The organism is Pseudoalteromonas sp. 0802 (assembly GCF_013350085.1).
Classification (GTDB): domain Bacteria; phylum Pseudomonadota; class Gammaproteobacteria; order Enterobacterales; family Alteromonadaceae; genus Pseudoalteromonas.
In genome coordinates, this window is sequence record NZ_JABVXE010000006.1 from 145,116 (window position 1) to 163,525 (window position 18,410).

At 42.0% G+C, this 18,410-nt stretch carries 17 protein-coding genes; 10 read left to right on the forward strand and 7 right to left on the reverse strand.

Translation table 11 applies throughout. The annotated features are described in order from the left end of the window. Nucleotides 1–9 precede the first annotated feature (9 nt). The 4 genes from gshB to HUS61_RS12510 all read right to left on the reverse strand — a co-directional run bounded on the left by gshB (nt 10) and on the right by HUS61_RS12510 (nt 3,219). On the reverse strand, nt 10–963 hold the full coding sequence (gene gshB / locus HUS61_RS12495) for a glutathione synthase (protein ID WP_175082577.1): 954 nt from the start codon (nt 961–963) through the stop codon (nt 10–12). A 68-nt stretch (nt 964–1,031) separates the two neighbouring features. Then, nucleotides 1,032–1,766 (reverse strand): 16S rRNA (uracil(1498)-N(3))-methyltransferase, encoded by a 735-nt coding sequence (rsmE, locus tag HUS61_RS12500; protein WP_175082578.1) that lies wholly within the window; start codon nt 1,764–1,766, stop codon nt 1,032–1,034. Nucleotides 1,767–1,835: 69 nt separating this feature from the next. Continuing rightward, complete coding sequence (locus HUS61_RS12505; RefSeq protein WP_175082579.1) at nt 1,836–2,297, reverse strand: hypothetical protein; 462 nt, start codon at nt 2,295–2,297, stop codon at nt 1,836–1,838. 28 nt (nt 2,298–2,325) lie between these two features. Further along, nucleotides 2,326–3,219, reverse strand: a complete 894-nt coding sequence (locus HUS61_RS12510) for a hypothetical protein (protein ID WP_054562733.1) — start codon at nt 3,217–3,219, stop codon at nt 2,326–2,328. A 72-nt stretch (nt 3,220–3,291) separates the two neighbouring features. Between HUS61_RS12510 and glnE the strand changes: the two genes are divergently transcribed. Then, a complete protein-coding gene (glnE, locus tag HUS61_RS12515) occupies nt 3,292–6,078 on the forward strand; it encodes a bifunctional [glutamate--ammonia ligase]-adenylyl-L-tyrosine phosphorylase/[glutamate--ammonia-ligase] adenylyltransferase (protein WP_175082580.1) in 2,787 nt (928 codons plus the stop codon). Here the strand turns inward: glnE and HUS61_RS12520 are convergent. From HUS61_RS12520 to tolC, 3 genes are all read right to left on the reverse strand, one after another. Beyond that, nucleotides 6,075–6,650, reverse strand: coding sequence for a TcpQ domain-containing protein (locus HUS61_RS12520; RefSeq protein ID WP_054562731.1), 576 nt, complete (start codon nt 6,648–6,650; stop codon nt 6,075–6,077). The two genes, glnE and HUS61_RS12520, sit on opposite strands and share 4 nt — an antisense overlap. A 59-nt stretch (nt 6,651–6,709) precedes the next feature. Then, complete coding sequence (gene lpxL / locus HUS61_RS12525) at nt 6,710–7,636, reverse strand: LpxL/LpxP family Kdo(2)-lipid IV(A) lauroyl/palmitoleoyl acyltransferase (protein WP_175082581.1); 927 nt, start codon at nt 7,634–7,636, stop codon at nt 6,710–6,712. Between the two features lie 107 nt (nt 7,637–7,743). Further along, entirely contained in the window at nt 7,744–9,084 is a 1,341-nt protein-coding gene (gene tolC, locus HUS61_RS12530) for an outer membrane channel protein TolC (RefSeq protein ID WP_058586583.1), read from the reverse strand. 150 nt (nt 9,085–9,234) lie between these two features. Here tolC and HUS61_RS12535 point away from each other — a divergent pair, with 150 nt between their 5' ends. From HUS61_RS12535 to rraB, 9 genes are all read left to right on the forward strand, one after another. After that, a complete protein-coding gene (locus HUS61_RS12535; RefSeq protein WP_055197686.1) occupies nt 9,235–9,867 on the forward strand; it encodes an NUDIX domain-containing protein in 633 nt (210 codons plus the stop codon). A gap of 9 nt (nt 9,868–9,876) precedes the next feature. Continuing rightward, nucleotides 9,877–10,335 (forward strand): DUF1249 domain-containing protein, encoded by a 459-nt coding sequence (locus HUS61_RS12540; protein ID WP_054562727.1) that lies wholly within the window; start codon nt 9,877–9,879, stop codon nt 10,333–10,335. Further along, entirely contained in the window at nt 10,322–11,104 is a 783-nt protein-coding gene (locus HUS61_RS12545; RefSeq protein ID WP_175082582.1) for a metallophosphoesterase, read from the forward strand. Before HUS61_RS12540 ends, HUS61_RS12545 begins: the two co-directional genes overlap by 14 nt. Further along, entirely contained in the window at nt 11,089–11,649 is a 561-nt protein-coding gene (locus HUS61_RS12550) for a YqiA/YcfP family alpha/beta fold hydrolase (protein ID WP_175078638.1), read from the forward strand. Before HUS61_RS12545 ends, HUS61_RS12550 begins: the two co-directional genes overlap by 16 nt. Nucleotides 11,650–11,682: 33 nt before the next feature. Then, the gene (parE, locus tag HUS61_RS12555) at nt 11,683–13,572 is read left to right on the forward strand and encodes a DNA topoisomerase IV subunit B (RefSeq protein WP_054552648.1); all 1,890 of its coding nucleotides are present in this window, start codon (nt 11,683–11,685) and stop codon (nt 13,570–13,572) included. Nucleotides 13,573–13,624: 52 nt separating this feature from the next. Further along, entirely contained in the window at nt 13,625–14,725 is a 1,101-nt protein-coding gene (locus HUS61_RS12560) for a sorbosone dehydrogenase family protein (RefSeq protein ID WP_175078637.1), read from the forward strand. A 10-nt stretch (nt 14,726–14,735) separates the two neighbouring features. Next, the gene (parC, locus tag HUS61_RS12565) at nt 14,736–17,033 is read left to right on the forward strand and encodes a DNA topoisomerase IV subunit A (protein ID WP_175078636.1); all 2,298 of its coding nucleotides are present in this window, start codon (nt 14,736–14,738) and stop codon (nt 17,031–17,033) included. Between the two features lie 165 nt (nt 17,034–17,198). Then, nucleotides 17,199–17,885 carry a 1-acylglycerol-3-phosphate O-acyltransferase gene (locus tag HUS61_RS12570; protein WP_082389235.1) on the forward strand — a complete coding sequence of 229 codons (687 nt, stop codon included), beginning with the start codon at nt 17,199–17,201 and terminating at the stop codon, nt 17,883–17,885. After that, a complete protein-coding gene (gene rraB, locus HUS61_RS12575) occupies nt 17,885–18,220 on the forward strand; it encodes a ribonuclease E inhibitor RraB (protein WP_054552644.1) in 336 nt (111 codons plus the stop codon). Before HUS61_RS12570 ends, rraB begins: the two co-directional genes overlap by 1 nt. The last annotated feature ends 190 nt before the right edge of the window (nt 18,221–18,410 follow it).

The window sequence follows — 18,410 nt, forward strand, 5'->3', positions numbered from 1 at the left end:
TTGTTTAAATTAAGTATGGCTCAGTTTTCTTTCAATGGCATCAAATAAGTGACCAGTGATTGAAATGTCATAAGCGGCTTCAATCTCTTTTACACACGTTGGCGCAGTGACATTGATTTCAGTTAAACGATCGCCAATGATATCTAGACCAACAAAAATAAGGCCTTTTTCTTTCAGCGTAGGTGCTACAGCCTCTGCAATTTTACGGTCTGAATCGCTAATCGGGCGTGCTTCACCTCTACCACCTGCTGCCAAGTTACCGCGCGTTTCGCCATTTTGTGGGATACGAGCTAGGCAATACGGCATTACTTCACCATCAACCACAAGTACGCGTTTATCGCCTTGCTTGATTTCAGGAATATAGTTTTGTGCCATTGCAAAACGACTACCATGTTCGGTTAGCGTTTCGCAGATCACACCAATATTGGCATCATCTTCTTTAACTCTAAAGATAGATGCACCACCCATACCATCTAGCGGTTTTAAAATAATATCTTTATGCTCAGCTAAAAATGCACGAATGTCTGCTTTGCTACGTGTTACTAAAGTATCTGGCGTATGTTCGCTAAACCAAGCTGTGAATAGCTTTTCGTTAGCATCGCGTAAGCTTTGCGGCTTATTGATTATAAGCGTGCCAGCTTGCTCAGCACGCTCTAAAATATAGGTAGCGTAGATGTACTCAGTATCAAAAGGCGGATCTTTACGCATTAAAATAACGTCTAAATCTGCTAAAGCAATGGTGGCTTTTTCTTCTAATTCATACCAGTGATTTACATCATCAAACACACGGGCTTTGGCGGCTGTTGCAAAGCCTTGACCTTGACGTAGAGAAAGGTCATCCATTTCCATGTAGTAAATTTCGTAACCGCGCTGTTGCGCTTCCATCATCATTGCAAAGCCAGTGTCTTTTTTAATATTAAAGCCACTAATTGGATCAGAGATTATGCCTAGCTTAATTGCCATATTTTTGCCTTAGAATCGTATGCCATACTATGTTTTGTTACTTTGATATATGGGTATTTTTACGGTTTTCAATTCGCTAAATCGCCAAACTGTAATTGTAAAGCGCTCAATACCGTCAGAGCGGCTGTTTCTGTTCGCAGAACACGTGGGCCTAAGCGAATATCAACAAAGTTTTGCTGTTTAGCAATGTCAATTTCTGCATCGGTAAATCCACCCTCTGGGCCGACTAAAAAGCGCACTCCTTCGTTTGGTACTTGAATAGTTTTAATACTGTGCTCAGCACGTGGGTGCAAAGTAAGTTTAATCGCATCACTTGCTTGTTCTAGCCACTCTTTTATATCGATAGGAGGGTGTACAACAGGCACAAAATTACGGCCTGATTGTTCTGCGGCTGCAATTGCAATTTTTTGCCATTGTTGATGTTTTTTCTGTAGTCTGTCACCACTTAGTTTTACGCCACAACGTTGGCTAAAAATTGGGGTGATTTCTGTGATACCCAGTTCAACAGATTTTTGAATAGTGAAATCCATTTTATCGCCACGAGAAATGCCTTGGCCCAAGTGAATTTTTAAAGGCGATTCAACATCATGATCAACAAATTCCTGTGGCACAACGACGACACTTTTTTTGCTGACTTCAATAATTTCACTGAGGTATTCACCTCCTTCACCATTAAAAATCGAAACCTTATCACCGACTTGCATACGCAATACACGGCCAACATGACCTGCTGCATCATCATCAAGTGCTACTGGGGTGTTTAAAGAAATCGCTGAAGGTTGGTAAATATGTGGAACTCGCATGGCTGTCACTTATCAATAAATTTAGCAATATGGTAAGTATACAGCGGCTTAGGTGCAATTATTTATTTGTTATTTAAATTCGTCTTTGGCACTTAAATCATGTGCAGTGGTTTCGGCAATCTCAGATTGGCAAGAAAGGTGGTTAATGTGAGCAGCATCTGGGCAAGGTTTAAAACTAAAGCTATGTCCATCTTGTTGCACTAAGTAACGTATTTTGTGAAGTGAGTTATAAATAAATTTTTGTGCATCATTCGCCAGCTGATAGTCGGTGTGATTAATCAGTACACCTTGAATATCGTGGTGTTCATGTAAATAGCTGGCGAGTTCTGAGACACTAATTTCATTACTAAAATCGCAATAGCAATAATCCTTAACGAGTTGATCAAACATGAGTTTAACCATATGGCGGCTATTAGCGCCAGCCACAACTAGAGTCGAATTTTCGGCATTTGCAAAGTAGTGCTGAGCAAATGCACGGCTAAACTCATCATCTATATCAACTAATAAATAATTATTAACTTTAAAGGGCATAATGCCTCACGATTCAAATACTTCCGTATCAAATTGAAAACATACTTATTAGTAAATAGCCTATTGCACCGAAAACGGCAAACTCTATACAGGCTATGCCAATGTTATCTTGGTGATCTACTTCTAACGATGTGTCGATATTAGGTAGAGAGATATATTTAATAATGTAGCTCAAAATATATAACAATACCCACATTGCACCGCAATGAGATACTAGAGTGAATAAATTTTCTACCATCTTACCACTAATAAATGATGCACTGGCAAGACCAGCATAGCCCGCAAGTGCTAGGCCGATAGACTTACCCGCGTAGCGAATGCCAATAGAGGTATTTTCAAGGTTAAAGTTACTTTGTAGTGATGCACCTTGGTTGGCTTTTGCAAAGCGATATTCACGAATTTTACTATCAAGGGCAAACATTCCTTGCAGCACAAAAAAACTCACAGTGGCGATCAATAAGCTGCTGTAACCTTGGGTATGGCACCAGTTATAAAGGCCAAGAGCGATAATGCAGTTTGCGATTAACATGCCTGAATCAACTAAAGCGGCGCAGACATTTTGCTTTAGAATGGCTGCTTCTTCATTAAAGCGATGCAAAATCCATTTACGATGAATTAAATGACCTATTTTTATAAAGGCAAATAACAGCACAATGAGTAAAAGTACCTTTAGCGGGTTAGATTGGGCTGCACTTAAGCTAATTTCATCAAATATATAAGCGATGGTGGCTATAACGACCATAATTTCGCTGGCAAAGCTGATCCCCATGGCAAAGTTATCATGTTGCGCAAGCTCTTCTTTAAGCGCTTGTTTTGCTTTGATTTGCGTTAGAATACGCAGCAGTACTATAGTGACGCAAATTACAGCGAAACTAATAGCAATCGCGACTAAACTAGTGTTAGATAGTGATAAATATGACATGCAGGTCCCTGCTAAATAATTCTTTGATAATCATTCTAGTACGGTTATTGGCAAGTTAAAAGAGAGTATTTAATGAGTAATTTACACGCGCTTCCCGAGTCACTTCATCAGTTAGGCCAAACTCGCTTCGCGAGCTTATATGAGGGGCAAAAAGAACAAAAAAAAATTATTAACTTGTTGTCTTTAAGTGATTTTGCGTGGAACTGCTTACAATCTCAGCCTGATTTAAAAGACTGGTTACTCGATGATAAGGAGCTTGCTAATCGCGCAGTTGAAGCTCCGTTAAGTAGTACTGAAATCAATGAACTGGATGACAATGCTGCGCTGGCAAAGCTACGTTTGTATCGAGAAAAATACTGGTTGAAAGTGGCTTTTCTTGATTTGTGCTGTGCAAACCCAATTGCCGATAGCATCGCTTATATCTCGGCCCTTGCAAACCAGCTTATCGATAGTGCCAATCAGTGGGCCTTTGCGCAGGTCGCAAAAGTCAGTGGCATGCCGCTTGATGATGACGGTAATGCAATGCCAATGTTAGTTTTAGGTATGGGCAAACTTGGTGGGGGAGAGCTCAATTACTCATCTGACATAGATTTAATTTTTTCTTATCCTCGCGATGTTGCAACGCAAGGGGGGCGCCGCTCCATTGAAGCCCAGGTGTTTTATACCAAAGTAGCGCAAAAGCTAATTATGGCGCTTAACCAAACCACGGTAAATGGCCAAGTGTTTCGGGTTGATATGCGCCTGCGCCCATTTGGTGAAAGTGGGCCTTTGGTGATGAGCTTTCATGCAATGGAAGATTATTATCAAGAACAAGGACGTGAGTGGGAACGCTACGCCATGCTAAAAGGGCGATTAATTGGCACTGAAAACCGTTATTGGGATGAGTTTTATGAATTACTACGGCCATTTGTGTACCGCCGCTATATAGATTTTTCGGTGATTGAATCGCTGCGCAAGATGAAGCAAATGATTGCCCAAGAGGTGCGCCGAAAGCGCCTTACAAACAATATTAAATTAGGTGCCGGAGGTATTCGAGAAGTAGAGTTTGTAGTGCAAGCACTGCAAATGGTTCGAGGCGGCCGTGAAGCTAACTTGCAAACTCAGTCATTGCTGGTTGCTTTAAAAGAGCTGGTTAACAACCAGGTGATGTCGAATAAAGAGGCTGAGTTATTAACACAAAACTATTTAGACTTACGTCAAATTGAGCAGTACCTACAGATTTTCGATGATAAGCAAACGCAAACCCTACCTGATGACGAGTTAAACCAGCATCGTTTATGCTATTTGCTCAATAAAGATGATTTTAATCAGTGTTTAACTAGCATTGAGCAGACCATGTCTCAAGTCCATGGTGAGTTTGAACAAGTGATTGGCTTTGAAAGTGAAACGGCGGATCCGTGTGAAAGTGAGTACATTAGCGCTTGGGAAATGACTGATGTTAGCCTGATGTGTGAGCCAAATCTTGACTGGCAAGCGGCGCTTGAAGATTTTAAAGCGCGCTTAACTAAGGCGAAAATTGGCAGTCGAGGTCGTGATATCCTCGATAAATTAATGCCCCTTTTACTTAAACAGCTAACAGTTACAAAAGCCAGTAGCGATGCTTTTACCATGATCTGCCAAGTGCTGAACAAGATCATCTCACGAACTGCTTACCTAGAGCTGTTGTACGAAAACCCAGGTGCCTTAAATCAACTGGTAGCACTTTGCTGCCATAGTAAATGGATTGGCGAGCATATCTCTCGTTACCCAATTTTACTTGATGAGCTGATAGATCCGCAGGTGCTCTATAAACCAACGCCTTTATCTGCTTACAAAGATGAAATTAGACAGTATTTCTTACGTATTGAGCATGGCGACTTAGAGCTGCAAATGGAAGCACTTCGTCAGTTTAAACAAACGCATCAGTTACGCATTGCTGCAGCCGATGCAACCGGTGTACTGAGTGTGATGAAGGTAAGTGATCATCTTACTGCGCTTGCTGAGGCTATTGTAGAGCAAGCGGTCAATATTGCATGGCATGCATGTGTTGAGCGCTTTGGTCGGCCAGCGAATACCTCAGATCAAGAAAAGGGCTTTGCGGTTATTGCGTACGGTAAAACTGGCGGCTTTGAAGTTGGCTACGATTCAGACTTAGATCTGGTATTTGTGCATAACCACGATGGCAGCAGTTATACCGATGGTGATAAGTCGATTGATTCCCGTCAGTTTTACTTAAAGCTTGCGCAGCGTTTAATGCATCTATTCAACACCCGAACTGCGTCAGGCATATTGTATGAGCTTGATACTCGTTTACGTCCTGAAGGGGCATCGGGTTTACTAGCTATTAATTTAGAAAGTTACTACCACTATCAGCAAACTCAAGCATGGACCTGGGAACATCAAGCTTTGGTTCGTTCACGCATGATTTATGGGCAAGATTCGTTGCGAGAGCGTTTTGCACAAATCCGCAAAGACGTTTTGTGCCAAGCCCGCGATAATGAGAAGCTAAAGACTGATGTCGTTGAGATGCGCGAAAAAATGCGTGCTCACCTTGCTAAAGGCAATGATGATCTGTTTGATTTAAAGCAAGATAGAGGTGGTATCACAGATATTGAGTTTATCACTCAGTATCTGGTGCTAAATAATGCTATGCAGCACTCTGAGCTAACGACCTGGTCCGACAATGTTCGTATTTTAGCTGATGCTGCACGTTTAGGCTGTATTACTGAGCAAATGCAGCAAGAATTAGTGGCTGCGTATATTGCCTATCGTTCACGTTATCATGTCATGAGTTTGAATCAGCAGGGACGCTGTGCGCCACGTGCTGAGTTAACTCAGCACATCGACTTAGTAAGTCAGGCGTGGCAGCAGGTGTTTTAGCTTTTTAAGCGACGGCAGTTTTCGCGCACATAAGCAGAGGGCAGCTCAGTGATTACTGCGGCTCTTTGCTTAAAGCAAAAATAGGTGTAAACCTCATTTTCGAAATCATCATTAATAGCGCGGCCAACCTGATAAAGGGTTGAGACAAAGTTACTATCAACGCGAAAATGATCTTTTACAACATAGTCTTTGCTTAAATACCAGTACAGTACGATATCTTCGTGACGAGCATAGTCAGAGAGTACATCTTTTAAGGTGTTACCATTTTCAAAGCGGCGCGGTTGAATATCACCAGTCCAGTTAGGTGATGAAGGTTCTACGACTTTTTCGCGTTCAAAAAGTGCGACATCTAAGCTGGTTTCTGGCGTAGGTAATTTAAGAACGTATTTATCGCGCTCATTATTCTTGTTATTTACTTGGTTACGTAGCGCCGCATAAAAGCGCGATAATCCTTGCGCTGCAGCATTTTTGGTATCTTTAATGTCCATTACTGGACCACTACCAAATAAAAAGTAAATAGCAGCAGCAATCAAAATAACAGCTAATGATAAATGCTTAACCCAAAACCACATTTCTAATACTCTTGTTGTTGATTAGCTTTATAAAACCATACAAACAGCAAAATGTCACTCTACTTGTAATAAGAAGGTGCATTCTTATCTGGGCGAGTTTTAAAGCGACGGTGAAGCCACATATACTGCTCAGGCGCTAAATCGATAGCTTGTTCCATACGCTGATTTACGTGGGTAACGTCTGCAAGGTCATCGCCACTTGGGAAGTTTTCAAGTGCAGGTAATACCTCTAGATGGTAGCGGCCCTCTTCATCACGACGGCTCGTTAAGCTTACTGTTTCGCAGTTACGGCTACTTGAAAATAACAGTGTTCCTGTTGTTGTTGCAGCTTCTTTTACCGCATAAAAAGGCGCAAATTCGCAGCGCTTACGGCCGTAATCTTGATCTGGCAAATAGTAGCAAACCTTTTTATTTTTAAGTGCTTGCAGTAAGCCTTTAACATCTTTTTTGCCAATTAAGTATTCGTTAGAACGAAGACGACCGTTAGTCGTGAAATATTCCATTAAAGGGTTGTTATGCGGGCGATAAAAGCCAATACCTTGGTGTTTTACACCCATAATACGGCTCGCCATTTCTAGGTGTAAAAAGTGTGGCACAAGTAGCAGCACACCTTTACCTGATTGCTGAGCTTTTTCAAAGTGTTCTAGGCCTTTAACAGAACCAAACACTTTATTGATTCGCCATTGGGGCCACCACCAAGCCATGCCGGTTTCCATCATTGCAATACCGGTATTTTCCATATTTTTACGAACTAATTCGCGTTGTTCATGCTCTGGCATATCAGGAAAACATAAACGGATATTTACCTCCGCAATATGGCGACGACGTTTCATAAAACGGTGTACTAGACGACCAAGCAGTTTTCCAAGCGCTAATTGTAATTTATGTGGTAACCAAGAGATAAGATATAAAAAGAACACGCCAATCCAAGTTAACCAGTAACGAGGGCCTAAAAAAGACGCTTTAAAAGGAGAAGAACTAACCACAAAAAAATCTCTAAAAATAAAAAAGCTAGTTTAACTGTATGTCTATAAAAATACAAAAAAGCCAGCACGAGGCTGGCTTTACGATAAGGACTTTATAGAAGAAATGCTTAGATTTCTTTTAAACCTTGGTTAATTGCAACAAGGTCTTCGCTAGTTAGTGTACCAGCAGCTTGTTTCAAGCGAAGTGTTGAAACAACATAGCGGTAACGAACGTTTGCTAAATTACTTTTTGCATTGTAAAGGTTTTGCGTGCTGATCAGTACGTCTACGATAGTACGTGTACCCACTTCAAAGCCTGCTTCAGTTGCTTTAAGCGCACTTTCAGCAGAAACAACAGCTTGTTGTAGCGCTTTATAAGTAGCAATGTCAGACACTACTTGGTTGTACGATGTGATAACCGAGCGAGTTACTGCACGTAAGCTTGCTTCTAAATCTTCACTTGCCGCAACATAGAAAGCGCGTGCTTGATCTGTCGCTGCTGTTGTTGCACCACCCGAGTAAATAGGTAGGCTGAAGTTAACACCAATACTTGTACTATCTTCGCGTGGTTGGTGTGAGTTGCTGTTTAGATCAGTAAGGCTGTCTCCGTATGAAGCGCTTAATGTTAGCTTCGGATAGTGACCAGCTTTTGCTAAATCGATTTGATCTTTAGCAATATCAACCGTTACTTTTGAAACTTGCAGATTTAAGTTTTGGTCTTTTGCAATTTCAATGTAGTCAGTTGACTGCTTTTTAGGTGCAACTGTTGAAAACGTTTCAGTATTCAACATGTCTAATTTCGCGTGGTATTTACCAGTGATTTCGCGAAGTTGCTCACGCGCTGTTTCAACACTGTTCTTAGCAACGATTTCTTGTGCAACAGAGTTATCGTACTGAGCTTGCGCTTCGTGTACGTCAGTGATTGCAGTTAAACCTACCGCATAACGCTCTTTAGTTTGTTGTAATTGGCGCTCGATGGCACGTTTTTCTGCTTGAACAAACTCAAGGTTATCGATTGCACTTAGTACATTGAAGTAACCCTCCGCTACACGAACGATTAAGTCTTGGCGAGCAAAATCATACTGAGCGTTTGCTTGTAATGCTTGTTTATCTGCAATACCCAGTGAATTCCATGCACCTAAATCAAACAGTGTTTGGCTTAAGCTAATACCACGGCTAAATTCATCAGGCTCGTAGTCATATCCTGTATAACCTGTTGCATCATTACCTTCATAAAGATCTGATTTGGTTGATTGGTAACCAAGACTTAGACCAATTTGTGGTAATAGTGCACTTAACGCGCGATCGCTCTCATAGGCTTGTGCATCTGCTTGGGCTTTTGCTTTAAGTACGGTAGGATCGTTTGCTGTCGCAATCTCGTAAACTTGTAGTAAGTCTTCAGCATAACTAGCTGTTGCAGTCAGTGCGCTTGAAAAACCGATCAGCGCAGCGAGTAGTGTTTTTTTCATTGTTCGTTCAGTCCTTAGACAATTTTGTACTATCACCATGGTACTCTTTTTTAATGAATAACCAAAAAAAAATTACGTAAATCTGCATGTTCAAGTGTAACAGAATATAATTGGCCGTAACATTTACTTAAAACGCAAAGGAAATAGTGAATGAAAATATCAGCAATCTCACAATTTAATCATGATGACATAGAGTTAAAGCCGATTGAGCGTGTTTATGATGGTTTCTTTAAAATTAATACTTACCGCTTTCATCATGCATTGTTTGCTGGTGGTAAATCAGTAGAAGTTAAACGCGAAATTTTAGAGCGCGGCCATGCTGTTGCTGTACTTCCTTATGACCCTGCGACTGACCAAGTTTTGTTAATCGAACAAATCAGAATTGGCGCGCTCGCATCAAAACAGTCCCCTTGGTTACTTGAGTGTATTGCAGGCATGGCAGATGGCAGTACTGATTATGAAGATGTAGCGAAGCGCGAAGCATTCGAAGAAGCGGGAATTGAGCTTAATGAGCTAGAATTTATGATGTCGTATCTTTCAAGCCCCGGCGGCACCACTGAGCGTTTGTATTTATATTTAGCGCGCACTGACTTAGCTGGGTATCAAGGCGGTATTTTTGGCCTTGATAATGAAGATGAAGATATCAAAACCCATGTAATGTCATACGATGAAGCTATGCTGCGCCTAGAACAGGGCGAAATAGATAATGCAGCGACAGTTATCTCATTACAGTGGTTAGCACTGAATAAGCAACGTATACTGTCTGATTGGAAAAACTCATAGGGGATTATTTTGTCGTACGTCAGTGCCCAGCAGCGTTATATTCAAAGCTTACCTAAGTACTTAACTTTGTGTGAGCATAATTACGTGCGTGCGCTCAAACTATTACCCAATGAGCGCCGTATAGGTCAGGAGCGAAAGGTACAATTAGGGCACAGCACTTTTGCGGTTAAAGTTGACGATACAGCAAAATACACCACAGATATTTCTATCAAACAAGAAGCCGGTCATTTGCCTTCGGTTAAGCCTTTGTATTTAACAGTACGTATGTATCATGATGCGAAAGTCGCTGAAATTGTGCATCATGATTTTCATCAGCGCATCAAGCCTTCCTATGCTTACCCGAATCCGAATATGCATCAAAAAGATGAAAAATATCAGCTTAACGCCTTCTTATATGACTGGCTGGTGGCTTGTGTTGAAAACGGCCGAGCAGTTTTAAATTGGGATGTAAATAATGGCTTGGTTTAGTAACGCCTACCATTTTGATAAAACAGCACTGAAAGTTGCCCATATCACTGATTGCCACTTATCAAAAGACACAACGGGTGAATACTTTAACGTAAATACGGCAGCGTATTTTGGGCGTTGTTTACAGGCTATTGCTGAGCTCGATGTGGATTGTGTGGTATTTGGTGGTGATTTAACACAAGATCACAGCACGGAGTCTTACCAGCTTTTTGCTAAGTTAATAGCAGACTCAGCGCTGAGTTGTCCGGTGTTTTGGTTGCCGGGTAATCATGATGAACTCGGTGAATATGAAAAGCTTACAAGCCCGCAAATTTTAAACAATAAGCGAATTACCTTTTTAGGTGGGCAGTTGCTGTTGGCAAACTCAAAAGGCCCGACGCCAGCAGGTTGGGTAACACAAGCGCATTTAGATGAATTAAGCCAAGCAATAGGGCAGGTACCTAGCGTGGTGTTTTGTCATCATAACCCGCTGCCTATTCAAGCCTATCTAGATAAACATATGCTAGAAAATGGCCCGCAGTTTTTAAATACCTGCGTTAATACTGAGCAGTGTGTGGGTATGTTCCATGGTCATGTGCATCATGAGTACAGGCAAACCTACCGTGACCTTAGTGTGTATGCGACTCCAGCCAGCTCAATCCAATTTACCAAACACACTATGGCGTGGCAGCAAGAGGATTTAGGCCCCGCATTTCGAATCATCGACTTAATAATTGATGAGCAACAATACTTACTGTTAAGCACGGATGTAGTATGGCTAAACGAGTAATTTATATTCATGGCTTTAATAGCTCTGAGCAATCTTATAAAGCAGTTCGTTTTGGTGAGCACATGGCGCAATTTGATGTCGATTATCAGGTGCCGCGATTAACTCATGAGCCATTACATGCAATTTTACAATTAGAACAACTGCTAAATGATGATACTGTATTACTAGGTAGTTCATTAGGCGGTTTTTATGCGACCTATTTGTCGCAACGTTATTCGATACCTGCGGTGGTCATTAACCCTGCGGTTCGCCCATTTGAGTTACTCGATAACTATTTAGGGGAAAACTATAACCCGTATCAAGATAGTCATTATGAACTTGATACTCGTCACATGGATGCATTGCGCAGCTTATATTTGCCGCAATTAGACACCCCTTCATTGATTTATTTGCTACAGCAAACGGGCGATGAAGTACTGCCGTTTCAGCAGGCGGTTAAATATTATTCTCAGTGTAAGCAACACGTTGAATTTGGAGGCGATCATAGTTTTATCGGCTTCGAACAAACCTTTGCAAGTATTGTAGATTTTCTTAAAATCACGTAAAACATAGCTAAGCGCATAAAAGATATAAAAACTATGAGTCAGCAAAATTATAACGCCGAAGCAATTGAAGTCTTAAACGGATTAGAGCCCGTAAAACGCCGCCCAGGTATGTATACCGACACGGTTCGACCTAATCATTTAGGTCAAGAAGTTATCGATAACAGTGTCGATGAAGCAATGGCAGGTCATGCCACTAAAATAGATGTCATCCTTCATGAAGATAACTCCCTTGAGGTTATCGATGATGGCCGTGGTATGCCAATTGATATTCACCCTGAGGAAGGTATTCCAGGGGTGGAACTTATTTTTACCAAGCTGCACGCCGGTGGTAAGTTCTCTAATAAAAACTATCAGTTTTCTGGTGGTTTACACGGTGTAGGTATTTCGGTTGTAAATGCGCTATCGACTCGTGTTGAAGTCACTGTGCGCCGTGATGCGCAGCAATTTCGTATGGCCTTTGAAAACGGTGACAAGGTTGAAGACTTAAACGTCATTGGCACTGTGGGCAAACGTAATACAGGTACAACCGTGCGTTTTTGGCCTGATGCGAGCTATTTTGACTCAGCTAACTTTTCTATCACTAAGCTTAATCACTTATTAAAAGCCAAAGCGGTATTATGCCCAGGCCTGCGCATTAAGTTTACTAATAAGCAAACCAAAGAAAGCCAAGAATGGTATTACGAAACTGGCTTAAAAGATTACCTAGTTGAAGCAGTTAAAGGTTTTGAAGTATTACCAAAAGAGCCGTTTATTGGTGACTTTTCAAGTTCAACAGAAGGCGCTGACTGGGCGGTTGTTTGGCTACCTGAAGGCGGTGAATCAATCGCTGAAAGTTATGTAAACTTAATTCCTACCGCGCAAGGCGGTACACATGTTAATGGTTTACGCCAAGGCTTGCTTGAAGCTATGCGTGAGTTCTGTGAATTTAGAAACTTATTACCACGTGGTGTAAAGCTAACCCCAGATGATATTTGGGAGCGCTGTAGCTACGTATTATCGGTTAAAATGCAAGACCCACAATTTGCTGGCCAAACAAAAGAGAAGCTTTCATCTCGCTCATGTGCTGCATTTGTATCTGGTGTAGTGAAAGACTCATTTAGTTTATGGTTAAACGAGCATACAGAAACGGCAGAATTATTAGCTGAGTTATGTATCTCAAATGCGCAGCGCCGTTTACGTGCTGCTAAAAAAGTTGTGCGTAAGCGTGTTACCTCAGGCCCTGCATTACCGGGTAAATTAACGGACTGTAGCGCCCAAGATAATGACCGTACTGAACTGTTTTTAGTAGAGGGTGACTCAGCGGGTGGCTCAGCAAAACAAGCGCGCGACCGTGAGTTCCAAGCAATTATGCCGCTGCGCGGTAAAATCTTAAATACCTGGGAAGTTGAATCTGGGCAGATTTTAGCATCGCAAGAGGTGCATGATATTTCTGTCGCTTTGGGTATTGACCCTGATTCAAGTGATTTATCTGGTCTGCGTTATAACAAAATTTGTATTTTGGCCGATGCTGACTCGGATGGATTGCACATTGCTACCTTGCTTTGTGCGCTGTTTGTTCGCCACTTTCCATCGCTTATCAAACAAGGCCATGTGTATGTAGCTATGCCGCCGCTATTTCGTATCGACATTGGTAAAGAGGTTTACTACGCCCTTGATGAAGACGAAAAGAACGGTATTTTAGCGCGCATTGAAGCTGAGAAAAAACGCGGTAAAGTCAATGTACAGCGTTTCAAAGGGTTAGGTGAAATGAACCCATTACAATTACGCGAAACCACCATGGATCCTAATACGCGTCGTTTAGTGCAATTAACCTTAGACGAAGAAGAGCAAACCATGGAGATGATGGATATGCTACTTGCGAAGAAACGTTCGTCAGACCGTCGTCAGTGGTTAGAAGATCATGGTAACCGCGCAGAAGTTTAATAAAGGGTGTAGCAACCTAGTTGCTAGCAAAGAATTAAAGGGCAAGACAAAAATGAAAAAACTACTGACCTCATTATTATCGCTGAGCTTGTTATCAGCGCCTGTAATGGCAAAAGATATTCTTGATAAGTTAACAGTTGCTGATGGCTTTGCTATAAGCCTGTTTGCCGATGATGTTGAAAACGCGCGTCAAATCGCGGTATCAAAAAGAGGCATTGTTTACGCAGGTTCGCGTAAAGCAGGTAATGTTTATGCACTGATTGATCATAACAGTGATGGTGTTGCGGATAAAAAGATTGTCATTGCTACTGGCCTTGAAATGCCATCAGGTTTAGCGATTAAAGATGGTGATTTATATGTGGCTGAAGTGTCACGTATCATTCGTTTTAAAGACGTAGACAAAAACCTAAAAGATCCTAAATTTGACGTGGTATACGACAAGTTTCCAACTGATCGTCACCATGGTTGGAAGTTTATTAGTTTTGCGCCAACCGGTGAGCTAATTGTACCTGTGGGTGTACCATGTAACATTTGCGCTGAAGACGACAAATACGGCCGCATCTTCTCGTTAGATGTGGATACAAAAGAAATTAAAACCATCGCCAAAGGTGTTCGTAACTCAGTTGGTTTTGATTATCACCCTACAACGAATGCATTTTGGTTTAGTGATAACGGCCGTGACATGATGGGCGATGACATGCCACCTTGCGAAATTAACCGTGTTGGTGAAGGTGAAGAGGGCGCGCATTATGGTTTCCCTTATGTTCACGCTGGTGCGATTTTAGATCCTGAGTTTGGCAAAGGTAAAAGTATTGCTGACTACAAATCGCCAGCCCTTGCACTTGGTGCTCATGTTGCTCCTCTAGGTATTCATTTTTATAACGGTAAGCAGTTCCCTGCTAAATACAAAGAGCAGCTTTTTGTTGCTGAGCATGGTTCGTGGAACCGCAGTAAAAAATCAGGCTATAAAGTGATGCTAGCGAATGTTGAGCAAGGTCGTATTACTAAGTACACCCCGTTCATCACAGGCTTTATGCAAAACGAAGAAACATTTGGTCGCCCGGTTGCATTTGCAGAGCTTGCAGATGGCAGCTTATTGATCTCAGACGACTTTGCTAATGTGATCTATCGCGTTAGTGCTAAGAAAAAATAGGTAAGCGTTAATGAGTGATACAGATACCTTGCTGATGCAAGGCGTAGAACAACAAACAATGGGGCGCTTTACTGAAGACGCCTACTTAAACTACTCAATGTACGTCATCATGGACCGTGCTTTACCTCATGTAGGTGATGGTCTTAAGCCTGTACAGCGTCGTATCATCTATGCAATGAGCGAGCTGGGGTTATCGGCGCAAGCAAAATATAAAAAATCAGCCCGTACCGTGGGTGATGTACTAGGTAAATACCACCCCCATGGCGATAGTGCTTGTTACGAAGCGATGGTGTTAATGGCGCAGCCGTTTTCTTACCGCTACCCGCTGGTGGACGGCCAAGGTAACTGGGGTGCTGCCGATGACCCTAAGTCATTTGCTGCAATGCGTTACACCGAAGCGCGTTTATCTAAGTTCTCAGAAGTTCTGCTAAAAGAGCTGGGTCAAGGCACGGTCGATTGGACCGCAAACTTTGACGGTACACTTGATGAGCCAATGGTGTTACCTGCGCGCTTACCGCACATCTTACTTAATGGTGTAACGGGTATTGCAGTAGGTATGGCAACTGATATTCCACCACACAATGTGCGAGAAGTTGCTAGTGCCTGTTGTCTATTACTTGATAAGCCAAAGACTGAAATTGAAGAGTTGCTTGAGTTAGTGCATGCGCCTGACTACCCAACAGAAGCTGAGATCATCACACCGAAAGACGATATTCGTAAGATTTATCAAACCGGACGTGGTTCTATCAAGATGCGTGCAATTTACACTGAAGAGCAAGGTGACATAGTGATCACTGCGCTGCCTCATCAGTGTTCAGGTGCTAAAGTGCTTGAGCAAATTGCAGCCCAGATGAATGCTAAAAAGTTGCCGATGGTTGCTGATTTACGTGACGAATCTGATCACGAAAACCCAACTCGTATCGTGATTGTGCCGCGTTCTAACCGCATCAAGGCTGAGCCATTAATGGCGCACCTATTTGCAACCACAGACTTAGAAAAGAACTACCGCGTAAACTTAAACATGCTTGGCCTTGATGGTCGTCCGCAAGTGAAAGATTTACGTAGTATCTTAACTGAGTGGTTAACGTTCCGCCGTGAAACGGTTCGCCGTCGCTTACAGCACCGTTTAGATAAAGTATTAGCTCGCTTACATATTTTAGAAGGTTTATTAACGGCCTTTTTAAATATTGATGAAGTTATCGAAATTATCCGTACTGAAGATAAACCAAAGCCTGTATTAATGGAGCGTTTTGGTTTAACTGATATTCAAGCGGAAGCGATTTTAGAGTTAAAACTACGTCATTTAGCAAAACTTGAAGAGTTCAAGATTAAAGGTGAGCAGGATGAGCTTGCCCTTGAGCGTGACAAGCTAGAGCAAACGCTTGGTTCAGAACGTCGTATGTCGACCTTGATGAAAAAAGAAATCCAAGAAGCGGCTGAAATGTATGGCGATGATCGTCGCTCACCAGTTGTTGAACGTGTTGAAGCTAAAGCGTTAAGTGAAAAAGACCTTATTCCTTCAGAGTCAGTGACCGTTGTGTTATCTGAAAAAGGTTGGGCACGTGTTGGTAAAGGCCATGATTTAGATGTTGAAGGGCTAAGTTATAAGTCAGGCGACAGCTATAAAGCCTCAGCACGCGGTAAGAGTAACCAGCCAGCAGTGTTCTTAGACTCAAGTGGTCGTGCTTTTGCTACTGATGCACACAGTTTACCTTCAGCTCGAAGCCAAGGTGAGCCAATGACAGGGCGCTTTAACTTAAGCGCAGGAGCCAACTTTGAGCATGTGGTGATGGCAGAAGACAACCAAGTGTTGTTAATGGCCTCAGATGCAGGTTATGGCTTTATAAGCGACTTTAAAGATCTGGTGAGTAAGAACAAAAACGGTAAAGCGCTGGTTAGTGTCCCTAAAGGCGGTGAATTACTCGCGCCAATTAGAGTAACTGACGTAGCAACAGATTACTGTATGGCAATTTCTAACGAAGGCCGCATGTTGTTATTCCCACTGCGCGACTTACCTAAGCTAAGTAAAGGTAAAGGCAATAAGATTATTTCTATCCCAAGTGCGAAAGTGCAAGCTCGTGAAGAGTTTGTAAAAGTACTGGCTGTGGTGCCTGAGGGCAGTAGCGTAACTCTGCATGCAGGGAAACGAAAACTGACACTGAAACCGGCTGATCTTGAGCATTATCATGGTGAACGTGGTAGACGAGGTAATAAATTACCCAGAGGCTTACAGCGTGTTGATGAAGCTGTAGTCGAAGTGACTCAAACAGATGATAGTGATGAGTCGCCAAGCGAAGTAACAGAGTAAAAACCAGAGGCCTGCAATTGCAGGCCTTTTTATTGTTAAAACGTTATGAAATTTTAAGCGTACACATGTGCGCTTAAAGCTATGGAAATGGTATTTTTCACGTTATAATGCGCGCTGATTAGTACGAGGAGAATTCGTTTGTTAGCTATTTTTCGCATAATTTTCATGGCGTTATTCATTGTTTTAAGCTGTGTTTTTGGGCTGCTTTTATGCATCGTTAAGCCGTTTCATACTAATAACGTGCATATTATTGCGGGTTGGTTTTGCAAGGTAGCTAAAATTTTAGGTGTCAAACTAGAGCTTAAATATCACGAGACTCCAAAAAATATTGGCCCTGCTGTCTATGTAGCAAATCATCAAAATAACTATGACCTATTCACTTTACCTGCCATGGTGCCGGAGAACTGCGTAAGCCTAGGTAAAAAAAGCCTCAAATGGATCCCGTTTTTTGGTCAGCTGTATTGGTTATCGGGAAATATCTTAATTGACCGCGCTAACCGTTCAAAAGCAGCAGGCACAATCTCTAAATCAGCTGAGAAAATAAAACAAAAAGGCTTATCGGTTTGGATGTTTCCTGAGGGTACGCGAAGCTATGGCCGAGGTTTATTGCCTTTTAAAACAGGGGCATTTCACACAGCAATGAGTGCTGATGTGCCAGTAGTGCCAGTTTGTATGAGTACAACGCACAAAACTATTAAGCTAAATCGCTGGGATAATGGTACAATTTACCTCGAAATGTTAGCGCCGATTTATCTTGATAAAGACGTATCTGCTCGTGACCATGCTTCACATGTTCATCAGATTATGGCTGCTAAAATAACTGAATTAGATGCTCAAGTGAGAAACAAATAATGGAAAATTGGCGCGAAATTACTGAAGACATAGTTACTTCATTACTTGAAGATGGCTCAGATCCTGAAGTACTTTATGAAGTGGAGCACCACTTTGTTAGCGAAAATTTTGAAAAGTTAGAGCAAGCCGCTTTAGCTGCTTTTAAACTTGGTTACGATGTTGAAGAACCTGCAGAACTTGAGCTAGAAGACGGCGAGAAAGTGTGGAGCTTTGACGTGGTTGTTGAGTGTGAACTTGACGTAGAAGCGATTATGGAAGACGTAGACAAGCTAGAAGCACTTGCTCAGCAAACCGACGTTGAATACGACGGCTGGGGTACTTACTTTCAGGAATAAACAGCTAGAGAGCTATCAGCTATCAGCTTTCAGGGATAAAGTTAGCGAGTTGCTACTTTCTAACTTTACTCTTTCTGACTTTCCCCTAGAAACTTCCCCCTTTCTAACCCCATAACTAATACCTATTTCGTATTCGCTACCCAATCTATAGACATTTGTAATCAATTAGCGATAATAAAAAACTCGATGT